The following is a 20,917-nucleotide window of genomic DNA, read 5'->3' on the forward strand; positions in this document are numbered from 1 at the left end:
GGGCGATCCGTGCTGCGCGGCAGTCAGGAACGGGGATCGAACAGGCCGCCGGCCGCCTGCGGCGGCGCGACACCCAGGTGCCGGTAGGCCGCCAGCGTCGCCACCCGCCCGCGCGGCGTGCGCTGCAGGTAGCCCTGCTGGATCAGGTAGGGCTCGATCACGTCCTCGATGGTGCCCGGCTCCTCGCCGATCGACGCGGCGATGTTGTCCAGCCCGACCGGGCCGCCGTCGAAGCGGTGGATCACGGCCTCCAGCAGCTTGCGGTCCATCACGTCGAAGCCCTGCGGGTCGACATCCAGCATGGCCAGCGCCTTGTGCGCGATGGCCTGGTCGATGTGCCCGGTGCCTTTCACATCGGCGTAGTCGCGCACCCGGCGCAGCAGCCGGTTGGCGATGCGCGGCGTGCCGCGCGAGCGGCGCGCGATCTCGCCCGCGCCGTCCTCGTCGATCGGCGCTTCCAGCAAGGCGGCGCTGCGCTTGACGATGCGCGCCAGTTCTTCGGCGTTGTAGAACTCCAGCCGGGCCACGATGCCGAAGCGGTCGCGCAGCGGGTTGGTCAGCATGCCGGCGCGGGTGGTGGCGCCCACCAGCGTGAAGGGCTGCAGGTCCAGCTTGATCGAGCGCGCGGCCGGGCCCTCGCCGATCATGATGTCGATCTGGTAGTCCTCCAGCGCCGGGTACAGGATCTCCTCGACCACCGGCGACAGGCGGTGGATCTCGTCGATGAAGAGCACGTCGTTCTTCTCGAGGTTGGTCAGCAGCGCCGCCAGGTCCTTGGGCTTTTCCAGCACCGGCCCGGAGGTCTGGCGCAGGTTCACGCCCAGTTCGTGGGCAATGATGTGCGACAGCGTGGTCTTGCCCAGGCCGGGCGGGCCGAACAGCAACACGTGGTCGAGCGCCTCGCCGCGCTTCTTCGCCGCGCCGATGAAGATCTCCAGCTGCTCGCGCGCCCTGGCCTGGCCCACGTACTCGGCCAGCAGCCTGGGCCGCAGGGCGCGCTCGATCGCCTCCTCGTTGGGCGAGGCCGGCGCGGCCGACACCACCCGCTGGGGGGGCGGCAGGCCGAAGTCGTCGGTCTTGATGGTCATCTGCGCCTCACCGCGCGAGCTGCTTCAGCGCCAGCTTGATGCCTTCGCTCACGCCGACATCCTTGGGCAGCGCCTTGAGCGAGGCCTGCGCTTCCTTGTCGCTGTAGCCCAGGGCCACCAGCGCCTGCAGGATGTCGGCCTGCGCATCGGTGGCTGCGGCGCCGCCGGCGGCTGCACCGATGTCGGCGCCGATCTTGCCCTTCAATTCGAGCAGCAGGCGCTCGGCGGTCTTCTTGCCGATGCCGGGCACCTTGACCAGCCGTGAAGCGTCCTGCGCCGTCACCGCCTGCGCGATGTCGGCCACGCTCATGCCGCTGAGCACCGACAGCGCGGTGCGCGGGCCGACACCGGAAATGCGGATCAACTGGCGGAAGGCCTCGCGTTCGGCGGCGCTGCCGAAACCGAACAGCACCTGCGCGTCCTCGCGCACCACGAAGTGCGTCAGCAGCGTGACCGGCTCGCCCAGGCCCGGCAGGTTGTAGAAGGTGCTCATCGGAACGTCGACCTCGTAGCCCACGCCGTGGCAGTCCACCAGCACCTGCGGCGGGTTCTTGTCGGCCAGCGTTCCGTTCAATCTGCCTATCATTGACGAGTCCCGGGCCTGCGGCCCTTCCTGAGCTTCACGGATTATCAGCTTGATCCTTCGCCACGCCTTCGCGCCGCCCAACAACACCCGCCTCGCGCACCTGTGCGGTCCCATGGACGAACACCTGAGAACCATCGAGACGGCGCTGCAGGTCAGGATCACCCGCCGCCAGGAGCAGTTCAAGGTCGAAGGGCCCAAGGCCAGGGCCCAGCGCGCCATGGACGTGCTGCAGGCGATGTACGAGATGGCCGCGCGCCCGATCGCCGCCGACAAGGTGCAGCTGATGGTGGCCGGCGAGCAGGCCATGGACGAGGACGAGTCCGGCGCGCTGGTGCTGCACACGCGCCGCTCCGACCTGAAGGCGCGCACGCCCAACCAGAGCGTGTACCTGGACAACATCGCCAACCACGACATCACCTTCGGCATCGGCCCGGCCGGCACCGGCAAGACCTACCTGGCCGTGGCCTGCGCCGTCGATGCACTGGAGCGCAGCGGCGTGCAGCGCATCGTGCTGACACGGCCGGCGGTGGAGGCCGGCGAAAAGCTCGGCTTCCTGCCGGGCGACCTGACGCAGAAGGTCGATCCCTACCTGCGGCCGCTGTACGACGCCCTGTACGACCTGATGGGGTTCGAGCGCGTGACCAAGGCGTTCGAGCGCAACGCCCTGGAGATCGCGCCGCTGGCCTTCATGCGCGGGCGCACGCTGAACAACGCGTTCGTGATCCTGGACGAGGCGCAGAACACCACGCCCGAGCAGATGAAGATGTTCCTCACCCGCATCGGCTTCGGCAGCAAGTGCGTGGTGACCGGCGACATCAGCCAGATCGACCTGCCCAAGGGGCAGATGTCGGGGCTGGTGGAAGCCGAGCGCATCCTCAAGCGGGTCAAGGGGATCGCCCACACGCGCTTCACCAGCGCCGACGTGGTGCGGCACCCGCTGGTGGCCAGGATCGTCGATGCCTACGATGCCGCCAGAAAGAGCGATGCCCGCTGAGCTGGCGCTCGACCTGCAGTTCGGCGAGTTTGCCGGTGCGGCCGGGCACCGGGGCCTGCTCAAGCCGGCCAAGGTCCGGCGCTGGATGGCGGCAGCGCTGTGCGGGCCTGCCGACATCACGGTGCGCATCGTCGGCGAGGAGGAAGGCCGGGCGCTCAACCGCCAATACCGGCGCAAGGACTACGCCACCAACGTGCTGACCTTCGACTATTCGCGCGAGCCGGTGGTCAGCGCCGACCTGGTGCTGTGCGCGCCGGTGGTCGAGCGCGAGGCGCGCGAACAGGGCAAGCCGCTGGAGGCGCACTACGCGCACCTGCTGGTGCACGGCACCCTGCATGCGCAGGGCTACGACCACGAGACGAACGATCGCGATGCGCTGGAGATGGAGGCGCTGGAGATCCTGCTGCTGGCGTCGCTGGGATTTCCGAATCCCTATTGAATGCGCAGCGGGATCGTCACCGGCCCGTCGTTCACCAGTTGCACCTTCATGTCGGCCGCGAACTCACCGGTCGCCACGACCGGATGCGCTGCGCGGGCGCGCTCGACGAAGTAGTCGTACAGCCGCCGTCCTTCTTCGGGCGGCGCGGCGTTGCCGAAGCTGGGCCGGTTGCCCCCGCTGGTGTCGGCCGCCAGCGTGAACTGGCTCACCACCAGCAACCCGCCAGCCGCGTCCTGCACGCTGCGGTTCATCTTGCCCTCCGCGTCGCCGAAGATGCGCAGCTTCAGCAGCTTGGCCAGCAACTTGTCGGCCTGCGCCTCGCCGTCGCCGCGCTCGGCGCACAGCAGCAGGAGCAGCCCGGCGCCGATCTCGCCGACCACGCGGCCGTCCACCACCACCCGGGCTTCGCTGACCCGCTGCACCAGTCCGATCAAATCAGGTCCTCCTCGTCCGCTGCGTGGGTCTCCACGTCGCTGGGCAGCAGCTCGATGGTGGCGCGCAGGCCCGGCACCGCGCTCATCAGCGCCTGCTCGACCGAGCCGCGCACCGCGGCCGCCCGCTGCAGCGACCAGTTGCCCGGCATGTGCATGTGCAGGTCGACGAAGCGGCGCTGGCCGGACCGGCGGGTCGTGATGTGGTCGAAGCGGATGGCCGGATGCTCGAACGACTTCAGCACCTTGTCGATCTCGGCCTGCACCCCGCGCTCGACCCGCTTGTCCATCAGGCCTTGCGAGGACCGCCAGACCAGGTTGCCGCCTTCGCGCAGGATGTTGAGTGCGACCCCGATGGCGACCAGCGGGTCCAGCCACAGCCAGCCGGTGACCGCCACCAGCCCGATGCCGACCACCACGCCGGCCGAGGTCCAGACGTCGGTGAACAGGTGGCGGGCGTCGGCCTCCAGCGCCATCGAGCGGTGCCGCCGGGCCGACTGCAGCATGGCCCAGGCCAGCAGCCCGTTGAACACCGAACTGAGCACCGACAGCCCCAGGCCCAGGCCGAGCTGCTGCAGCCCTTGCGGATCCAGCAGGCGCAGGACGGCGGCCCAGATGATGGCCGCGGCCGCCACCATGATCGCCAGCCCCTCGAAGGCCGAGGAGAAGTACTCCGCCTTGTGGTGGCCGTAGGGGTGCTCCGCGTCCGGCGGCTGGGCGGCCACGCGGACCATCAGCAGCGCGAACGCCGCGCTGGCCAGGTTGACCAGCGACTCCGTCGCATCCGACAGCAGGCCGACCGAGCCGGTCAGCCACCAGGCGAGCGTCTTCAGCACGATGGTCAGCACGGCCACGACGATGGACACGCGCAACCAGGCCTGGGGCGGCACGGTGCTGGCGCGGTCGGCGAGGGTCATGGCGGCATTGTCGGGCACTGCCGGAGGCAGAATGGCCGGCCATGGAACCCACCCCGTGCTCCCATGCCCGGGCCGCGCCGCGCCTGCGGCGCGCGCTGGCCCACCTGGCCCTTGCGATCGGCACCGCATGGCCTGCGGGCGCCGCCATGGCGCAGGTCGCACCCACAGCCGCCGAGGTGGCCCGCTACGCCGGCCTGCACCGGGCGGCGCACCGGGGCGACGTGAAGGCGATCCTGGCGCTCACCGCTGCCGGCGCCGCCCTGAACGCCACCGACGGCCATGGCCGCACGCCGCTGCACGTGGCGACCTTCGCCCGGCGGCGCGACTCCATCCAGGCGCTGGCCCAGGCCGGGGCCGACCTGGGCCGGCTGGAGAACGACCGCTACGACGCGGTCACCATTGCGGCCGTGGCGGACGACGAGGAGACCCTGGGCCTGCTCCTGTCGCTGGGGGCGAGTGCGAAACAGGTCACCAGCCGCTACGACGGCACGGCCCTGATCGCGGCGGCGCACCTGGGGCACGACGGCGTGGTGCGCCAGCTGATCCGGGCGGGAGCGCCGCTCGACCATGTCAACAACCTGCACTGGACGGCGGTGATCGAGGCCATCGTGCTGGGCGACGGCGGGCCGCGCCACCAGGCCACCCTGAAGGCGCTGATCGACGCCGGCGCCAACCTGCAGCTGGCCGACCGCGAGGGCCGCACGCCGCTGCAGCTGGCGCGCTCGCGCGGGTATGCGGCGATGGCCGAGATGCTGGAGCAGGCCGGCGCGCGCTGAGGCTCAGGCGGCCAGCGTCACCCGCGCGAACTTGCGCTTGCCCACCTGCACCACGTAGGCACCGGCGCCCAGCTTCAGGCCCTTGTCGCTGACCACGGCGGAATCCACGCGCACGCCGCCGCCGTCGATCAGCCGGTTGGCCTCGCTGGTCGACGGCGCCAGGCCGGCCTGCTTGAGCAGCGCGCCGATCTGCAGCGGCGCGCCGGCCAGCGTCACCTGCGGGATCTCGTCCGGAATGCCGCCCTTGCTGCGGTTGACGAAGTCCTGCTCGGCCGCATCGGCCGCCGCCGGGTCGTGGAAGCGCGCCGCGATCTCCTTGGCCAGCATCACCTTGGCGTCGCGCGGGTTGCGCCCGGCCGCCACTTCGCCCCTGAGCCGCTCGATCCCGGCTTCGCTGGTGAAGCTCAGCAGCGTGTACCAGCGCCACATCAGCTCGTCGGAGATCGACATCACCTTGGCGAACATGGTGTTGGCGTCCTCGGTGATGCCGATGTAGTTGTTCTTGCTCTTGCTCATCTTCTCGACGCCGTCGAGGCCCTCGAGCAGGGGCATGGTCAGGATGCACTGCGGCTCCTGCCCGTATTCCTGCTGCAGGTGGCGCCCCATCAGCAGGTTGAACTTCTGGTCGGTGCCGCCCAGCTCCAGGTCGCTGCGGAGCGCGACCGAGTCGTAGCCCTGCATCAGCGGGTACAGGAACTCGTGGATGGAGATCGAGGTGCCGGCCTTGAAGCGCTCGTGGAAGTCGTTGCGCTCCATCATCCGGGCCACCGTGTACCGGGCGGCGAGCTGGATCATGCCGCGCGCGCCCAGCGGGTCGCTCCACTCGCTGTTGTAGCGCAGCTCGGTCCGGGCCGGGTCGAGGATGCGGTAGGCCTGGGCCCGGTAGGTCTCGGCGTTGGCCTCGATCTGCTCGCGCGTCAGCGGCGGCCGGGTGGTGTTGCGGCCCGAAGGGTCGCCGATCATCGAGGTGAAGTCGCCGATCAGGAAGATCACCGTGTGCCCCAGGTCCTGCAGCTGGCGCAGCTTGTTCAGCACCACCGTGTGGCCGACGTGGATGTCCGGCGCGGTCGGGTCAAGCCCCAACTTGATACGAAGTGGTACGCCGGTCGCTTCCGAACGCGCCAGCTTCTGCTGCCATTCTTCACGCGGAATCAACTCCTCGCAGCCCCGCAGCGACACCGCCATGGCTTCCCGCACGCGCTCGGTGACCGGGAAAGGTTTGGTAACAAGTGGTTGATTCATCACGGTTTTTTACTGATCGGACGGGATGTCACCGTCGCTATACTGGCGCCCGGAAGAGGCGGGGTGATTCTAAAGAGATGCCCGAAGGAGGCATTTCGCCCACCCATGGACAAGGGGCACACTGCCGGCGCCGGGCCGGCAGATTGACAAGGATCCGAGGAATTGAAAAAGAACGGCTGGATCACCGCTGCTGAAAATGCCCTGTCGGCAGCGGCGCGCACGCTGGAACACCACCCCCGCAAGCTGACGGCGCTGCTCGCGGCCGTCCTGCTGGGCGGCGGCGGCGGTGCCTTCGCGGTGGCGTCGTTCGGCCCCGATCCCGCCAGCCTGCCGGTGCGGGAGGTGCTGGAGGCGGTGCAGCCGCAAGGCCTGAGCGAGCAGGCCGAGGCGCTGGACGCGCACGCCTTCAACCTGTATCGCAGCGACATGGTGCGTCCCAGCGACACCGTCGAATCGCTGCTGGGCCGGCTGGGCATCAGCGATCCCGAAGCCGCGGCCTACCTGCGCCAGGATCCGACCGTGCGCACCCAGATGCTGGGCCGCCCGGGCCGGGCGGTGCGCGCCGAGGCCAGCGAAACCCACAGCCTGTTCCGGCTGACGGCGCGCTGGGTGGCCGACGACTCCGGCCAGTTCCGCCGGCTGGTGGTCGAGCGCGCCCCCGACGGCCGCTTCGCCAGCCGGATCGAGGCCGCCCCGCTGACGGCCGCCGTCCGCCTGGGCAGCGGCACCATCCGCAGCTCGCTGTATGCCGCGGTCGACGAGTCGCACATCCCCGACGAAGTCGCCATGCAGGTGGCCGACATCTTCTCGGCCGAGATCGACTTCCACCGTGGCCTGCGCAAGGGCGACCGCTTCAGCGTCGTCTACGAGGCGCTGGAAGCCGACGGCGAGCCGCTGCGCACCGGCCGCGTGCTGTCGGTCGAATTCGTCAACGACGGCAAGAACCACCACGCGGTCTGGTTCCAGGAAGCGGGCACCAAGGGCAGCTACTTCACGCTGGACGGCAAGAGCCTGACCAGCTCGTACCTGGCTTCGCCGATGCAGTTCTCGCGCGTGACCAGCGGCTTCGCCATGCGCTTCCACCCCATCCTGCAGAAGTGGCGCGCCCACCTCGGCGTCGACTACGGCGCGCCCACCGGCACGCCGGTGCGCACGGTGGGCGACGGCATCGTGGAGTTCGCCGGCTGGCAGAACGGCTTCGGCAATGTGGTGATCGTCAGGCACAACGCCAGCGACCAGACTTTGTATGCGCACCTCAGCCGCGTCTTCGTGAAGCCGCGGCAGGGCGTCGAGCAGGGCCAGCGCATCGGCGCGGTCGGCTCCACCGGCTGGGCCACCGGGCCGCACCTGCACTTCGAGTTCCGCGTCAATGGCGCGCACCAGAACCCGATCCAGGTGGCCCGGCGCAGCCAGGCCTACACCCTCAGCGCGGCGGCACGGCCGGCCTTCGACAAGCTGGCGCGCTCCATGCGCGCGCAACTCGCCGCGGCGTCGCTCGCCACCGTCGCCAGCGCGGAGTAGGCGCCGCGAGCGCGGCGGCCCCGCCGCATGCCCGAGCTCTACATCGGCCTGATGTCCGGGACCTCGCTCGACGGGGTCGACGGCGTGCTGGCCGACCTGGCCGGCGGCCTGCGCGTGCTGGCCCACGCGAGCGCGCCCTTCGAGTCGGGCCTGAAGGCCGAACTGCTTGCGCTCAACCGCAGCGGGCCCGACGAGATCCACCGCAGCCACCTGGCCGCCAATGCGCTCATGCGCGTCTACGCGCACGTGGTCCGTGAGCTGCTCCACCGCTCGGGCGTGCAACCGACCGGTGTGCGTGCCATCGGCGCCCATGGCCAGACCGTGCGCCACCGGCCGCAGGCCTTCGACGGCACGGGCTACACCGTGCAGCTGGCCAACCCGGCGCTGCTGGCCGAACTGACCGGGATCGACGTCGTGGCCGATTTCCGCAGCCGCGACGTCGCGGCCGGCGGCCAGGGCGCGCCGCTGGCGCCGTTCTTCCACCGGGCGCTGTTCGCGCGCCGCGGCGAAGCGGTGGGCGTGCTCAACATCGGCGGCATGTCCAACCTGACGGTGCTGCGGGCCGACGGCTCCCAGCTCGGCTTCGACTGCGGTCCGGGCAATGCGCTGATGGACGCCTGGTGCCTGCGCCACACCGGCCAGCCTTACGACGCCGGGGGCGCCTGGGCCGCCGGCGCGCAACCCGACGCAGCGTTGTTGCACGCCCTGCTGGCCGAGCCCTTCTTCGCCGCGCCGCCGCCCAAGAGCACCGGACGCGACCTGTTCGATGCCGACTGGCTGGCGCAGCGCCTGCGCGCCTGCCCCCCGCTCGATCCGCGGCAGGTCCAGGCCACCCTCGCGGAGCTCACCGCCACGGCCTGCGCGCGGGACGTGCAACGGCATGCCGCCGGCCTGCCCCGCCTGATCGCCTGCGGTGGCGGCGCGCTCAACACGCACCTGATGCGCCGCCTGCAGGAGCTGCTGCCCGGCACCCGGGTGTTGTCCAGCGCCGAGGCCGGCCTGCCGCCGCTGCAGGTGGAGGCGGCCGCCTTCGCCTGGCTGGCGCGCCAGGCGGTGCGGCGCGAACCGCTGGCCCTGGAAAGCACCACGGGCGCCGCAGGCGCCCGTGTGCTGGGGGGAATCTGGCCCGCGTAGGGCCGCCGGCTCAAGTGGAGAAGCTCGAGCCGCAGCCGCAGGTGCTGTTGGCGTTGGGGTTCTTGATCACGAACTGGGCGCCCTGCAGGTCTTCCTTGTAGTCGATCTCGGCACCGACCAGGTACTGGTAGCTCATCGCATCGATCAGCAGCGAAACGCCGTTCTTGCTCATCACGGTGTCGTCGTCGTTGGCCACTTCGTCGAAGGTGAAGCCGTACTGGAAGCCCGAGCAACCGCCGCCCTGCACAAACACGCGCAGCTTGAGATCGGGGTTGCCTTCCTCGGCGATGAGGTCGGCCACCTTGGCCGCGGCGCTGTCGGTGAAGACGAGCGGATCGGGCATGTCGGTCTGGGCGGTTTCGCTTGCGGCGCTCATGGGGTGCTTCCGGTGGTCAGGGGGAATGCTACGACAGATCGCCCGCAGGCGCCCGTCTACTGGTTGTTTGCCGCCAGCTTGAGCAAGGGCTTTTCCTCGCCGATGGCGAGCGGCTTCAACTGCCCGGAGATGACGGCGCCCTGGTGCATCTCAAGGGTGCGGTAGGACACGTCGCCCTCGATGTGGGCCTTGGGCTGCAGTTCCAGCAGCTCCCGCGCGTGGATGGGGCCGCGCACCGTGCCGTTGACGATGACGTGGTCGGCGTGGATCTCGCCCTGCACCACCGCCGCCTCGGAAATGACCAGCATGCTGGGCTCGTCGGTCAGCGCGCGGACCTCGCCGACCACCTCGCCGTCGACCCGCAGGCCCTCGGTGAACTTGAGGTTGCCTTCCACGCGGCTGCCGTGCGCGATCAGGCTCTTGATCGGTGGCTGGGCCTTCTTGCCGAACATCCCTTGACTCCTCGAGGGTTGTGCTTCGTGTGTCCTTCAAGCCCCCAGCTTGATGCTCTGCACCGCGCGGGTGGCCGATCCTTCCACCACTTTGGCGGAGACGTTTTGTACCACGGCCTGTTCAGGCAGGTCGACCATTCCCTCCAGGCGGCGGTATTGCCTGAACCGCAGGTCCTGGGCGCCGCCGGGCAGGTCCATGGACCAGGGCTTGCCGTCGAGCGTGCCGGCCAGGGTGAGCTGGAGCTGGCCCCGGAATTCCGGCGCGTTCCGCACCGGCTGGATCACCAGCACCTGCCACTTGAGCTGGGCACCGCCCAGCACCTCGGCCTGCAGGGCCCGGATCGCCAGGGTGTTGCCGCTGGCCGGCATGAGCTTCTCGAAGAAGCCCAGGTCGTCGCGCAAGGAGCGGTTTTCGGCCTCCAGCTGCCGCACCTGCGCAGCCAGGCGCTCCTGCGCCGCGCGCTCGGCGGTGATCAGGCTGCTGGAGGTATTGAAGACGGACTGGGCCTTGTCCCGCTCCTGGCGCAGCCGGTCGACCTCGGCGCGCAGCTGGACCAGCTCTTCCTTCGCCCCCTTGTCGAGGCCGGCGAGGCCCTTGCCCAGTTCGAATGCCCACAGGCCGATGGCGCCACAAAAGCCGAGCACCACCGCTGCCACCACCCAGCGCAGCGGCCACGGCATGGCGCTGCGCACCGCCACCCGCGGGGCGCTGATGGTGAGCCGGCGGCGAAGCAGCTTCCAACGCATGAGCTAGGCGCGAAGCATGCCTCAAATGAAAAAGCCGCCCAAGGACTCACTTGTGCGGCTTTGTAACGGAGCGGCATCTGATAGATGCCGCTCTCGCGGATCGCGCGGAATAGCATGCAGCGCGATCCCCTTCGCGGCCAGGATCCGGCTTTGCCGGCCCTGCCCGCACTGACTGGAGAGCACCGAGAATTCGCGCAGCGATCTCTCGGTGCGTCCTTTAGCGCTTGCTGAACTGCTTGCGGCGGCGGGCCGAGTGCAGGCCGACCTTCTTGCGCTCGACCTCGCGGGCGTCGCGCGTGACGTAGCCCGCAGCCGACAGTTGCGGCTTGAGCGCCGCGTCGTAGTCGATCAGCGCGCGGGTGATGCCGTGGCGCACCGCGCCGGCCTGGCCGGACTCGCCGCCGCCATGCACGTTGACCTGGATGTCGAAGGCCTCGACGTTGCCGGTCAGCACCAGCGGCTGCTTGGCGATCATGATCGAGGTCTGGCGGCCGAAGAACTGTTCGATGTCCTTGCCGTTGACCGTGATCCTGCCGCTGCCCTTCTTGAGGAAGACACGGGCCACGCTGCTCTTGCGGCGGCCGGTGCCGTTGTTCCATTCACCAATCATCGTCGGCTCCTCAGATTTCCAGCGGCTTGGGTTGCTGGGCGCTGTGCGGATGCTCCGCGCCGCCGTACACCTTGAGCTTCTTGATCATGGCGTAGCCGAGCGGGCCCTTGGGCAGCATGCCCTTGACGGCCTTCTCCAGCGCGCGGCCGGGGTGCTTGGCCTGCATGTCGCGGAAGCTGGTGGCGTAGATGCCGCCGGGATAGCCCGAGTGGCGGTAGTACATCTTGTCCAGTTCCTTCGCGCCGGTGACGCGGAGCTTGCTGGCATTGATGACGACGATGTAGTCGCCCGTGTCGACGTGAGGCGTGTAGATGGCCTTGTGCTTGCCGCGCAAACGGGCTGCTGCTTCGCTGGCAACACGCCCGAGCACCTTGTCGGTGGCGTCAATCACAAACCACTCGTGCGTCACGTCAGCGGGTTTGGCGCTGAACGTTTTCATGAGTTCTCTCTCGAGGTCGGTGGCTTGGGTGGGCCCTTTTCCACGGTCGGTGTTCCTCTGCCGGGAACCTCTTAGGTGGGTGCCGCAGGGCCCCGCAGGGCCTTGCGTTTCCGTCGCGGGGCCACTGAGGCGCTGCGGAAAAGCCCAAGATTCTAAGCCAGATCAAGCACTTACCGCAAGGCTGGGCGGCCGGCGGGTAGGATGCGGGCATGTTCAGTTACCGACACGCCTTCCACGCCGGCAACCACGCCGACGTGTTCAAGCACCTGGTGCTGATCGCCGTGCTGCGGCACCTGACCGGCAAGGAGACGCCGTTGTGGGTGGTGGACACGCACGCCGGGGCCGGCCTGTACCGGCTGGACGGCGACTACGCCGGGACCTCGGGCGAGGCGCAGGACGGCATCCTGAAGCTCGCCGACGCAGTGGGCACTCACAACGGCATCGATGGCGAGGCACTGGTGCCCGCCCTGGCCGACTACCTGGACATGGTGCGGGGCTTCAACCGGCCGGGCGACTGGCGGGTGTATCCCGGCTCGCCCTTCATCGCGCAGAAACTGCTGCGCACCGAGGTGCGCGACAAGCTCAAGCTGTTCGAGCTGCACCCCAGCGACAGCAAGGCATTGGCCGGCAACGTGGCCCAGCTGGGCGCCGGCCGGCAGGTCTCCGTTGCCCGCGAGGACGGCTTCGAGGCGCTCAAGGCGCTGTTGCCGCCGCCCTCGCGGCGGGCCCTGGTACTGCTCGACCCCAGCTACGAGATCAAGAGCGACTACGGCAAGGTGCTGGCCACGGTGCGCGACAGCCTGCAGCGCTTCGCCACCGGCACCTACGCCGTCTGGTATCCGGTCATCCCGCGGCCGGAAGCGCACGAACTGCCGCGCAAGCTCCGGACCCTGGCCGGCCAGCTGCGCAAGCCCTGGCTGCACGCGACCTTCTCGATCGGCCAGAAGCCTGCCGCGCCGGGCGAGCCGGCCGACGCGAGGCAGGGGCTCACCGCCAGCGGCATGTTCCTGGTCAACCCGCCGCACACCCTGAAGCCGGCGCTGGAGGCCGCCTTGCCGCAGCTGCTGCAGGTGCTCGGCCGCGGACGCGGCAAGGGCCATTCGATCGAAGTCGGCGGCGCCTGAGTCGCACGCCCCTCGGGGACTCAGCCCGGATCGGGCTCCACCAGCGTCAGCGCGACCCGCTTGACCCCGGGGCCCAGCAGGCCGATGGCCCGCGCGGCCGCATGGCTCAGGTCGATGATGCGCCCGCGCGCGAACGGCCCGCGGTCGTTGATCCTCACGATCACCTCGCGTCCGTTGACCAGGCTGCGCACCTTGACCCGGGTGCCGAACGGCAGGGTGGGATGGGCGGCGGTCAGCGCGTTCATGTCGAAGCGCTCGCCGCTGGCGGTGCGCCGCCCATGGAAGGACAAGCCGTACCAGGAGGCGACGCCCCGCTGGAACGGCTCGCCCGCAGCCGGGGCGGCCGTCTCGGACCCGGGTTCCGGCCCTTGTGCCTCGGGCGCGGTGCCGAATGGGACGGCGCAGCCCTGCAGCACGGCCGCCGCCGACAGCAACAGGGCGGCCCTGCGCAGCCGCATCCTCACAGCCCCAGCCGCCGGCCGATCTCCAGCGTGGCGTTGGCCTGGTTCATGGTGTAGAAGTGCAGCCCCGGCGCGCCCTCGCGGCGCAGGCGCTCGCACAGCGCCGTGACCACGTCCAGCCCGAACGCCTTGATCGACTCGCCGTCGTCGCCGTAGCCCTGCAGGCGCAGCCGGATCCAGCGCGGGATCTCGGCGCCGCACGCGTCGGAGAAGCGCAGCAGCTGGGTCGAGCTGGTGATCGGCATGATCCCCGGCACCACCGGCACGTCGATGCCGCGCTTGCGCAGTTCCTCGACGTAGCGCAGGTAGGCGTCCGCATTGAAGAAGTACTGCGTGATGCCCGAGTCGGCGCCCGCTTCCACCTTGGCGATGAAGGCCGTGAGGTCGCCTTCCGGCGACCGGGCCTGCGGATGCACCTCCGGGTAGGCGGCGACCTCGATGCGGAACTGGCGGCCGGTCTCGCTGCGGATGAAGGCGACCAGGTCGCTGGCGTAGCGGAACTCGCCGCCCAGGCCGTAGCCGCTGGGCAGGTCGCCGCGCAGCGCGACGACGCGCCGGATGCCGGCGGCGGCGTAGGCGGACAGGCGTTCGCGGATGCTCTCGTGGGTCTGGCCGATGCACGACAGGTGCGGCGCCGCGGCGACACCCTCGGCCATGATCTCGCGCACGGACTGCAGCGTGCCCTCCTGGGTGGAGCCGCCGGCGCCGAAGGTGACCGAGCAGAACTCGGGCTCGAGCGCGTACAGCTTCTGCCGCGCGGCGCGCAGCCTGGCGGCCCCTTCGTCGGTCTTGGGCGGGAAGAATTCGAGGCTGATCGGGAAGGTCATGTCGGTTTCCTCAGCAAGAGGTCAGGGCGGGCTGGACCCGCAATCCACGGCCCGCCTGCCCACATGATCCGCGACGGCCTGCGGGCGGCGGGAGATGGATCCCGGCGTTCGCCGGGATGACATGGCAGCGTGTCATTGCGGGCCTGACCCGCAATCCATCACCCGACCGCCGACTCAGCCCGCGGCTGAGTGCGAACGGCGGGAGGTGGATCCCGGCGTTCGCCGGGACGACATGGCGGTAGGTCATCGCGGGCTCGACGGAAGCGAAGCGGACATGAAGAACTCGCGGTTGCCGTCGCCGCCGCGGATGGGGCTGTCGAACCAGTGCTGCACGGCAAGCCCGCATTCGGTACAGGCGGCGCGGATGCGCTGCTCGACGCTGGCGTAGAGCGAAGCATCGCGCACGATGCCGCCCTTGCCCAGCTGGCCGGGCTGCAGCTCGAACTGCGGCTTGACCAGCATCAGCAGGCGGCCGCCCGGCTTCAGCAGCGGCGCGATGGCCGGCAGCACCAGCGCCTGCGAGATGAACGACAGGTCGCCGACGACGAGGTCGAAGCCGGGCTCCACGCCGGCGGCGCGCAGGCGGGCGGCGTCCAGTTCACGGGCGTTGCATTTCTCGATGCAGCTCACGCGCGGGTCGCCGCGCAGCCGGGGGTGCAGCTGCCCGTGGCCGACGTCGACACCCACCACCTGCGCGGCGCCATGCTGCAGCAGGCAATCGGTGAAGCCGCCGGTGGACTGGCCCACGTCCAGGCAGCGCAACCCGGGCGGAGCGATACCCGCCGCTTGCAGCGCACCCGCCAGCTTGATCCCGCCGCGCGAGACGTAGCGGGCCTCGGCGTCGTCGGCCAGCTCGAGCTCGGCGGTCTGCGGCACCTCGTCGCCGTTCTTGGCCACGTCGTGCCAGCCGCGCGCGTCCTGCCAGCGCATGCCGGCGGCGATCAGGCGCTGCGCCTGCGAGCGGGTGACGGCAAGGCCGCGTTCGACGAGGAGCTGGTCGGCTCGCATGGCTCTCAGGGCAGCGGAGGCATTGTCATTGCGGGCTGGACCGCCGGGGTGTCATGCCGGGTTCGACCCGGCATCCGCCTCCCGCGGCATGCGACGACCGGGAGGTGGATTGCGGGTCAAGCCCGCAATGACACCCCTGCGCGGCGCGCGTTGGGCCTCATGCCATCTCAGTACCGGTACGTATCCGGCTTGTACGGCCCCTGCTTGGGGACGCCGATGTAGCCGGCCTGTTCTTCCGACAGCTCGGTCAGCTGGGCACCCAGCTTCCTGAGCTGCAGCCGCGCGACCTTCTCGTCCAGGTGCTTGGGCAGCACGTAGACCTTGCCCACGTCGTAGGCATCGCGGTGGGTGAACAGCTCGATCTGCGCAATGGTCTGGTTGGCGAACGAGGAGCTCATCACGTAGCTGGGGTGGCCGGTGCCGCAGCCCAGGTTCACCAGCCGGCCCTTGGCCAGCAGGATGATGCGCTTGCCGTCCTCGAAGATCACGTGGTCGACCTGCGGCTTGATCTCCTCCCACTGGCACTTCGCTTCCAGCGAGGCGACGTCGATCTCGTTGTCGAAGTGGCCGATGTTGCAGACGATCGCCTGGTCCTTCATCTTCGCCATGTGGGCGTAGGTGATGACCGACTTGTTGCCGGTGGCGGTGACGAAGATGTCCGCCTTGTCGGCGGCGTCCTCCATGGTGACCACGCGGTAGCCTTCCATCGCCGCCTGCAGCGCGCAGATCGGGTCGATCTCGGTCACCCACACCTGGGCCGACAGCGCGCGCAGCGCCTGGGCCGAGCCCTTGCCGACGTCGCCGTAGCCGGCCACCACGGCGATCTTGCCGGCCACCATCACGTCGGTGGCGCGCTTGATGCCGTCCACCAGCGACTCGCGGCAGCCGTACAGGTTGTCGAACTTGCTCTTGGTGACCGAGTCGTTGACGTTGATCGCGCGGAACATCAGCGTGCCCTTGGCCGACATCTCCTTCAGGCGATGCACGCCGGTGGTGGTCTCCTCGGTCACGCCGATGATCTGGGCGCTCTTGCGGCTGTACCACGACGGGTCCTGGGCCAGCTTGGCCTTGATCGCGGCGAACAGCACGCGCTCTTCCTCGCTGCCGGGGTTGGCCAGCACCGACGCATCCTTCTCGGCGCGCTTGCCCAGGTGCATCAGCAGCGTGGCGTCGCCGCCGTCGTCCAGGATCATGTTGGGGCCTTCGGCCTCGCTGCCCTTGGCGCCGAAGTCGAAGATGCGGTGGGTGTAGTCCCAGTAGTCGGCCAGGGTCTCGCCCTTGACCGCGAACACCGGGGTGCCGGCGGCGGCAATGGCGGCGGCCGCGTGGTCCTGGGTCGAGAAGATGTTGCAGGAGGCCCAGCGCACCTTCGCGCCGAGCGCCTGCAGCGTCTCGATCAGCACCGCCGTCTGGATCGTCATGTGCAGCGAGCCGGTGATGCGCGCGCCCTCGAGCGGCCGGGCCTTGGCGAATTCCTCGCGGATCGCCATCAGGCCGGGCATCTCGGTCTCGGCGATGCGGATTTCCTTGCGGCCCCAGCCGGCCAGCGAGAGGTCGGCGATGACGCAGTCTTGCGCAGTCGTGGGCTTGAGAACGGCGTTCATGGGTGCTCCAAAAGCTGGTTTGGGTTCACCACGGGCCTGGGGGAACTCACCGCACAGGACCAGTGGGTGAGCGTCGTTGCATGCAGGTTCCGAGCCTCGCACCGTGCGGTGCTGCAACGCTCCTCGGATGGGGCGCGATTATACGGGCGGGGCACGGCCGGGCTTGGGGTGCGGGCCCCAGCGGTAATGGCCCCTTCGCCCCGAACGGAAGTGCCCCCTGGATTCGCCTGGGGGGCGCAGAAGGATTGATGAGTCGGAAGGAGGCGCAGCGCCTGGCGGGGTGGGCAAGATCGCTGGACCCGCCCGCTGACCGGCGCCTCGTAGCCGTTCGGGTGGAAGGTGCAGACCCTAGATGCCGCCTTCGAAGACCCGCCGCCGCGCGTTCTCGATGTGCCTGTGCATGGCCTGCCGCGCCTTGGACTCGTCCGCCGAGGCAATGGCGTTGTAGATCGCCTCGTGCTCCTTCATCACGGTGGCCACCCGCTGCCTGGGGCGTATCAGGGACAGGCCCCGGTTGATGTGGATGCCGGCCAGGATCTGCTCGCGGATGCCGGCCAGCGTCGCGCTGAAGAAGTGATTGCCGGTCGCGTCGGCAATGGCGTGATGGAACTCGAAGTCCTCGGCTTCGGCCGGCCGGCCGGCGGTGGTGGCGGCCTCCAGCGCCTTCAAGCCTGCCGCGATCCGCGCGATCGCCTCCCGGTCCTGCTGCCGCGCAGCGAGGGCCGCCGCCTCGCCTTCGACCGCGTAGCGGAAGACGAAGCAGCGCTGCACGTCCGCGATGCTGCTGATGGGCGCGAACGTCGCGATGGCACTGTCCGGCCGGCGCAGGACGACGGTCCCCGACCCCTGCCTGGAGACCAGCAGGCCCTCGTCCCGCATCCGCTGCAGCGCATCGCGAACGACCGGTCGGGACACGCCCAGCCGCTGCCCCAGTTCGAGTTCGGTCGGAATCCTCGCGCCGACCGGAAACGCCCCCGACACCAGCCGCTCGAGGATGTGCTCGTAGACGCGGTCGCTGAGTTTCCCTGATGGCCGTTGTTGCATGCGCTGAGTAGGTTGACCCCTTTGTCGAGCCCGATTGTCCACGGCAGGTGACCCCCTTCCGGCTGGAAAGAGACCCTGTGCTCGTCCGAAGTTTACAAATTTGTTTCCGAAATGTCTGATTGAGCCTCATACTCTGGCCGCGATTTCTCCAAGTACCTGGAGCCGCCAGAGGGCCAGACCTCCGCAAAGCAAGGACAAATTTGTTCTAACAATCCACTCACAATCAGGAGACATATGCTCGACCACACGTTTCAAACAGGCGTTCGCATCCGGGAGGAAGTACTCGGCTCGGAGCATTACAACCGCACCGTGGAGGCGCGCAACGCCTTCGACGACGAATTCCACGAATTCGTCTCCGAGTACTGCTGGGGGGCCGCCTGGGGCCGCGGGATCCTCAGTCGCCAGAAACGCAGCATCCTGAACCTCGGCATGCTCGCGGCGCTGGGCCGCAACCGCGAATTCGAGATCCACTTCCGGGCCGCGCTGCTGCGCAACAAGGTTCCGCTGGAGGAGTTGCGCGAGGTCCTGATGCAGGTGGCCGTGTACTGCGGCGTCCCGGCCGCCGTCGAGGCGTTCTCGATCGCCAAGAAGGTGCTGGCCGAGGAGAACATCGACCTCTCCGGCCTGCACCGCGTCACGCCGGTGAAGCCGGCCTGACCCGCCGCCGTCCCGCTGGAACGACCCTGCCGCCATCCGCCGCGGCCGCTGCCGCCCCACCCCCCCTTCCGCTCCTCTTGCGCGCCATGAAAGGATTTCCCATGACTCCTGCACGCTACCTGAAGTGCCTGCTGCTGGCCTGCTCGTCCTTGCTGCCGCTGGCCGCGCCCGCACAGGCGCCCTTCCCCCACGAACCGCTGAAATTCATCATCCCGTTCTCCGCCGGCAGCTCGACCGATACGTTCGCGCGCGCCGCGGCCCGGCACCTCTCCACCCAGTTCGGCCTGCCGGTGGTGGTGGAGAACGTGCCGGGGGCCCAGGGGCAGATCGCCGCCGCCAAGGCCGCCAAGGCGGCCCCGGACGGCCACACGGTGTTCGTGACCTCGACCACGACCCACGCGGCCAACGCCAGCATGTACAAGAAGCTCAGCTACGACCCGGTCGCCGACTTCGAGCCGGTCGCCAAGCTGGCCACGCTCTCGCTGGCGATGATCGTGCACCCCTCGGTGCCGGCGCAGAACGTGAAGGAGTTCATCGCCTATGCCAAGGCCAACCCGGGCAAGGTGACCTTCGGCAGCGGCGCCAGTTCGTCGCGCATCGCCGGCGAGCTGCTGCGCATCCGCACCGGCATCGACATGCTGCACGTGCCCTACAAGAGCAACCCGGAGGCGGTGCTGGGTCTCGTTTCCGGGCAGCTCTCGCTGGTGATCTCGGACCTCACGGTGACGATGCCGCAGGCGCGCGCCGGCCGGGCCCGGGCGCTCGCCCTCGGCGGAGCCGTGCGCTCGCCACTCGCTCCGGAACTGCCGACCATGAAGGAAGCCGGCGTGGCGAACTACGAGCTCGACGCCTGGCTGGCCGCCTTCGTACCGGCCAAGACGCCGGCGGCGGTGATCGAGAAACTCAACCTGGCCTTCAAGAAGGCGCTGGACGATCCGGAGATCGTGGCGGTGCTGCATCGCGCCGGCATCGTCCCGGCCTACAGCTCGCCGCAAGAGCTGCGGGCCTTCGCCGCCGGGGAAACCGCCAAGTGGGCCGAGATCGTCAAAGCATCGGGAATGCAGCCTGAATGACCGACTCGAGCGTCGCGGCTCCACCGGCTCCGGCGGCCAACAGCCCGGCCTGGCCGATCCTGCAGTTCCCCCACCTGTCGCGCGTGCAGCTGCCGCCGATGCACCGCGTGCGGCTGTCCCATCCGAAGGCCGAGCCGATCGCCTCGGTCGAAGCGGCGGTGGCCGGGGCCTTGCGCAGCTCGCGGCGGCTGCAGGCGCTGCCGGCCGGCAGCGAAGTCGCCGTCGCGGTGGGCAGCCGGGGGATCAGCGGTATCGTGCCCGTGGTGCGCGCCACCATCCAATTCCTGCGCTCGCGCAGGCTGGAGCCCTTCATCGTTCCCGCGATGGGCAGCCACGGAGGCGCCACGGCCGAGGGCCAGGCGGCGCTGCTGGCGAGCCTGGGGATCACGCACGAACAGACCGGCGCGCCGGTGCGGGCGACCATGGACACGGTGGTGTACGGCCGCACCCCGGAAGGCATCGACTGCCATTTCGATGCGCATGCCGCCGGCGCCGCCGGCATCGTCGTCATCAACCGGGTGAAGTCGCACACCACCTTCGACCGGCCGAACGAAAGCGGGCTGGTCAAGATGGTGGCGGTCGGCCTGGGCAAGGAGCAGGGCGCCAGGAACGTGCACCGGCTCGGGCCGGCGGGTCTGTCGCAGGTGCTGCCCGCGCTCGCGCGGATCGCGCTGGAGAAGGCGCCCATCGCCGTTGGCATCGCCCTGGTGGAGGACGCCGCCAAGCAGCTGGTGGCCATCGAAGGCGTGGAGCCGCAAGCCTTCTTCCAGGCCGATGCGCGCCTGCTCGAGTTCGCCAAGTCGCTGCTGGCGCGCCTGCCGTTCGAGACGATCGACGCGCTGGTGGTGGAGATGATCGGCAAGGACATCAGCGGCGCCGGCATGGACCACGCGGTCACCGGGCGCGCCGACATCCGGGGGGTCCCCAACCCGACCCGCCTCCTGGTGTCGAAGATCGCCGTGCTCGGCGTCTCGCCACGCTCGCACGGCAACGGGCTGGGCATCGGGCTGGCCGACTTCACCACGGTCGACGTGGTGCGCGGGCTCGACCTGCGCACCATCTACATGAATTCGCTGACCTCGACGCTGTGCGAGAAGGCGCGCATCCCGATCGCGCTGCCGACCGAGAAGGATGCGGTGAGCGCCGCGGTCGCCACCTCGTGGGCCGCCGGCACGGACGCCGCCCGCGTGTGCTTCATCCACTCCACGCTGCACCTGGACGAGATCCTGGTCTCGCCGGCCCTGCTGCAGGCGCATGCGGATGACGCCAGGCTGGCCGACGCCGGACCGCCCTTGCCGATCGAATTCAGCCCGGGCGGCACGCTGCTGACCCGATGCCGCTGACGCCGCCCGCGCCTTGCGCACGCA

Annotated in this window: 24 protein-coding genes and 1 riboswitch; of the genes, 9 read left to right on the top strand and 15 right to left on the bottom strand. The window is 69.7% G+C overall.

All coding sequences use genetic code 11. The annotated features are described in order from the left end of the window. Positions 1 to 23: 23 nt before the first annotated feature. The gene (gene ruvB / locus V6M57_RS06220; protein ID WP_332814124.1) at positions 24 to 1,088 is read right to left on the bottom strand and encodes a Holliday junction branch migration DNA helicase RuvB; all 1,065 of its coding nucleotides are present in this window, start codon (positions 1,086 to 1,088) and stop codon (positions 24 to 26) included. A gap of 7 nt (positions 1,089 to 1,095) precedes the next feature. Next, on the bottom strand, positions 1,096 to 1,674 hold the full coding sequence (gene ruvA, locus V6M57_RS06225; RefSeq protein ID WP_332814125.1) for a Holliday junction branch migration protein RuvA: 579 nt from the start codon (positions 1,672 to 1,674) through the stop codon (positions 1,096 to 1,098). 49 nt (positions 1,675 to 1,723) lie between these two features. Here ruvA and V6M57_RS06230 point away from each other — a divergent pair, with 49 nt between their 5' ends. Both V6M57_RS06230 and ybeY read left to right on the top strand, forming a co-directional pair. Next, entirely contained in the window at positions 1,724 to 2,668 is a 945-nt protein-coding gene (locus V6M57_RS06230; protein ID WP_332814126.1) for a PhoH family protein, read from the top strand. Beyond that, positions 2,658 to 3,107, top strand: coding sequence for an rRNA maturation RNase YbeY (gene ybeY, locus V6M57_RS06235; RefSeq protein WP_332814127.1), 450 nt, complete (start codon positions 2,658 to 2,660; stop codon positions 3,105 to 3,107). Before V6M57_RS06230 ends, ybeY begins: the two co-directional genes overlap by 11 nt. Here ybeY and dtd read toward each other — a convergent pair. Both dtd and V6M57_RS06245 read right to left on the bottom strand, forming a co-directional pair. Beyond that, the gene (dtd, locus tag V6M57_RS06240; protein ID WP_332814128.1) at positions 3,101 to 3,541 is read right to left on the bottom strand and encodes a D-aminoacyl-tRNA deacylase; all 441 of its coding nucleotides are present in this window, start codon (positions 3,539 to 3,541) and stop codon (positions 3,101 to 3,103) included. The two genes, ybeY and dtd, sit on opposite strands and share 7 nt — an antisense overlap. Next, positions 3,538 to 4,455, bottom strand: a complete 918-nt coding sequence (locus V6M57_RS06245; protein ID WP_332814129.1) for a cation diffusion facilitator family transporter — start codon at positions 4,453 to 4,455, stop codon at positions 3,538 to 3,540. Before V6M57_RS06245 ends, dtd begins: the two co-directional genes overlap by 4 nt. Positions 4,456 to 4,601: 146 nt before the next feature. On the opposite strand from V6M57_RS06245, the gene V6M57_RS06250 reads away from it, so the two are divergent. Further along, complete coding sequence (locus V6M57_RS06250; RefSeq protein WP_332814170.1) at positions 4,602 to 5,231, top strand: ankyrin repeat domain-containing protein; 630 nt, start codon at positions 4,602 to 4,604, stop codon at positions 5,229 to 5,231. A 3-nt stretch (positions 5,232 to 5,234) separates the two neighbouring features. On the opposite strand, the gene tyrS is transcribed toward V6M57_RS06250, so the two are convergent. Continuing rightward, entirely contained in the window at positions 5,235 to 6,473 is a 1,239-nt protein-coding gene (tyrS, locus tag V6M57_RS06255; protein ID WP_332814130.1) for a tyrosine--tRNA ligase, read from the bottom strand. 162 nt (positions 6,474 to 6,635) lie between these two features. On the opposite strand from tyrS, the gene V6M57_RS06260 reads away from it, so the two are divergent. Continuing rightward, the gene (locus V6M57_RS06260; protein ID WP_332814131.1) at positions 6,636 to 7,994 is read left to right on the top strand and encodes a M23 family metallopeptidase; all 1,359 of its coding nucleotides are present in this window, start codon (positions 6,636 to 6,638) and stop codon (positions 7,992 to 7,994) included. 27 nt (positions 7,995 to 8,021) lie between these two features. After that, positions 8,022 to 9,128: an anhydro-N-acetylmuramic acid kinase gene (locus V6M57_RS06265; RefSeq protein ID WP_332814132.1), complete on the top strand. Its 1,107-nt coding sequence runs from the start codon at positions 8,022 to 8,024 to the stop codon at positions 9,126 to 9,128. A gap of 10 nt (positions 9,129 to 9,138) precedes the next feature. Here the strand turns inward: V6M57_RS06265 and erpA are convergent, their stop codons facing one another. From erpA to rplM, 5 genes are all read right to left on the bottom strand, one after another. Then, a complete protein-coding gene (erpA, locus tag V6M57_RS06270; RefSeq protein WP_332814133.1) occupies positions 9,139 to 9,504 on the bottom strand; it encodes an iron-sulfur cluster insertion protein ErpA in 366 nt (121 codons plus the stop codon). Between the two features lie 56 nt (positions 9,505 to 9,560). Then, entirely contained in the window at positions 9,561 to 9,956 is a 396-nt protein-coding gene (locus tag V6M57_RS06275; RefSeq protein ID WP_332814134.1) for a bactofilin family protein, read from the bottom strand. A gap of 36 nt (positions 9,957 to 9,992) precedes the next feature. After that, positions 9,993 to 10,703, bottom strand: coding sequence for a DUF6776 family protein (locus V6M57_RS06280; protein WP_332814135.1), 711 nt, complete (start codon positions 10,701 to 10,703; stop codon positions 9,993 to 9,995). A gap of 217 nt (positions 10,704 to 10,920) precedes the next feature. Further along, the gene (rpsI, locus tag V6M57_RS06285; protein ID WP_332814136.1) at positions 10,921 to 11,313 is read right to left on the bottom strand and encodes a 30S ribosomal protein S9; all 393 of its coding nucleotides are present in this window, start codon (positions 11,311 to 11,313) and stop codon (positions 10,921 to 10,923) included. Between the two features lie 10 nt (positions 11,314 to 11,323). Continuing rightward, positions 11,324 to 11,752, bottom strand: a complete 429-nt coding sequence (gene rplM, locus V6M57_RS06290) for a 50S ribosomal protein L13 (protein ID WP_332814137.1) — start codon at positions 11,750 to 11,752, stop codon at positions 11,324 to 11,326. A gap of 209 nt (positions 11,753 to 11,961) precedes the next feature. Here rplM and V6M57_RS06295 point away from each other — a divergent pair, with 209 nt between their 5' ends. Next, complete coding sequence (locus V6M57_RS06295) at positions 11,962 to 12,876, top strand: 23S rRNA (adenine(2030)-N(6))-methyltransferase RlmJ (protein ID WP_332814138.1); 915 nt, start codon at positions 11,962 to 11,964, stop codon at positions 12,874 to 12,876. A 20-nt stretch (positions 12,877 to 12,896) separates the two neighbouring features. Here V6M57_RS06295 and V6M57_RS06300 read toward each other — a convergent pair whose 3' ends face one another. The 5 genes from V6M57_RS06300 to V6M57_RS06320 all read right to left on the bottom strand — a co-directional run bounded on the left by V6M57_RS06300 (position 12,897) and on the right by V6M57_RS06320 (position 17,820). After that, positions 12,897 to 13,334: a septal ring lytic transglycosylase RlpA family protein gene (locus V6M57_RS06300; RefSeq protein ID WP_442968786.1), complete on the bottom strand. Its 438-nt coding sequence runs from the start codon at positions 13,332 to 13,334 to the stop codon at positions 12,897 to 12,899. A 2-nt stretch (positions 13,335 to 13,336) separates the two neighbouring features. Continuing rightward, positions 13,337 to 14,164 (bottom strand): methylenetetrahydrofolate reductase [NAD(P)H], encoded by an 828-nt coding sequence (gene metF, locus V6M57_RS06305; RefSeq protein ID WP_332814139.1) that lies wholly within the window; start codon positions 14,162 to 14,164, stop codon positions 13,337 to 13,339. A 243-nt stretch (positions 14,165 to 14,407) separates the two neighbouring features. Beyond that, positions 14,408 to 15,172 (bottom strand): TlyA family RNA methyltransferase, encoded by a 765-nt coding sequence (locus V6M57_RS06310; protein ID WP_332814140.1) that lies wholly within the window; start codon positions 15,170 to 15,172, stop codon positions 14,408 to 14,410. A 167-nt stretch (positions 15,173 to 15,339) separates the two neighbouring features. After that, positions 15,340 to 16,776: an adenosylhomocysteinase gene (gene ahcY, locus V6M57_RS06315; protein ID WP_332814141.1), complete on the bottom strand. Its 1,437-nt coding sequence runs from the start codon at positions 16,774 to 16,776 to the stop codon at positions 15,340 to 15,342. Between the two features lie 61 nt (positions 16,777 to 16,837). Continuing rightward, a riboswitch (S-adenosyl-L-homocysteine riboswitch) is annotated at positions 16,838 to 16,907 on the bottom strand. A 217-nt stretch (positions 16,908 to 17,124) separates the two neighbouring features. Then, positions 17,125 to 17,820, bottom strand: a complete 696-nt coding sequence (locus V6M57_RS06320) for a FadR/GntR family transcriptional regulator (RefSeq protein ID WP_332814142.1) — start codon at positions 17,818 to 17,820, stop codon at positions 17,125 to 17,127. A 234-nt stretch (positions 17,821 to 18,054) separates the two neighbouring features. Here V6M57_RS06320 and V6M57_RS06325 point away from each other — a divergent pair, with 234 nt between their 5' ends. The 3 genes from V6M57_RS06325 (at position 18,055) to V6M57_RS06335 (ending at position 20,893) form a co-directional block, all read left to right on the top strand. After that, positions 18,055 to 18,477 (top strand): carboxymuconolactone decarboxylase family protein, encoded by a 423-nt coding sequence (locus V6M57_RS06325; RefSeq protein WP_332814143.1) that lies wholly within the window; start codon positions 18,055 to 18,057, stop codon positions 18,475 to 18,477. A gap of 101 nt (positions 18,478 to 18,578) precedes the next feature. Then, the gene (locus tag V6M57_RS06330; protein ID WP_332814144.1) at positions 18,579 to 19,550 is read left to right on the top strand and encodes a Bug family tripartite tricarboxylate transporter substrate binding protein; all 972 of its coding nucleotides are present in this window, start codon (positions 18,579 to 18,581) and stop codon (positions 19,548 to 19,550) included. Beyond that, a complete protein-coding gene (locus tag V6M57_RS06335; protein ID WP_332814145.1) occupies positions 19,547 to 20,893 on the top strand; it encodes a hypothetical protein in 1,347 nt (448 codons plus the stop codon). The genes V6M57_RS06330 and V6M57_RS06335 overlap by 4 nt, the downstream gene beginning before the upstream one ends. Positions 20,894 to 20,917: the final 24 nt, after the last annotated feature.

Origin of the sequence: Ramlibacter sp. (assembly GCF_036676645.1) — a bacterium.
Lineage (GTDB): Bacteria > Pseudomonadota > Gammaproteobacteria > Burkholderiales > Burkholderiaceae_C > Ramlibacter.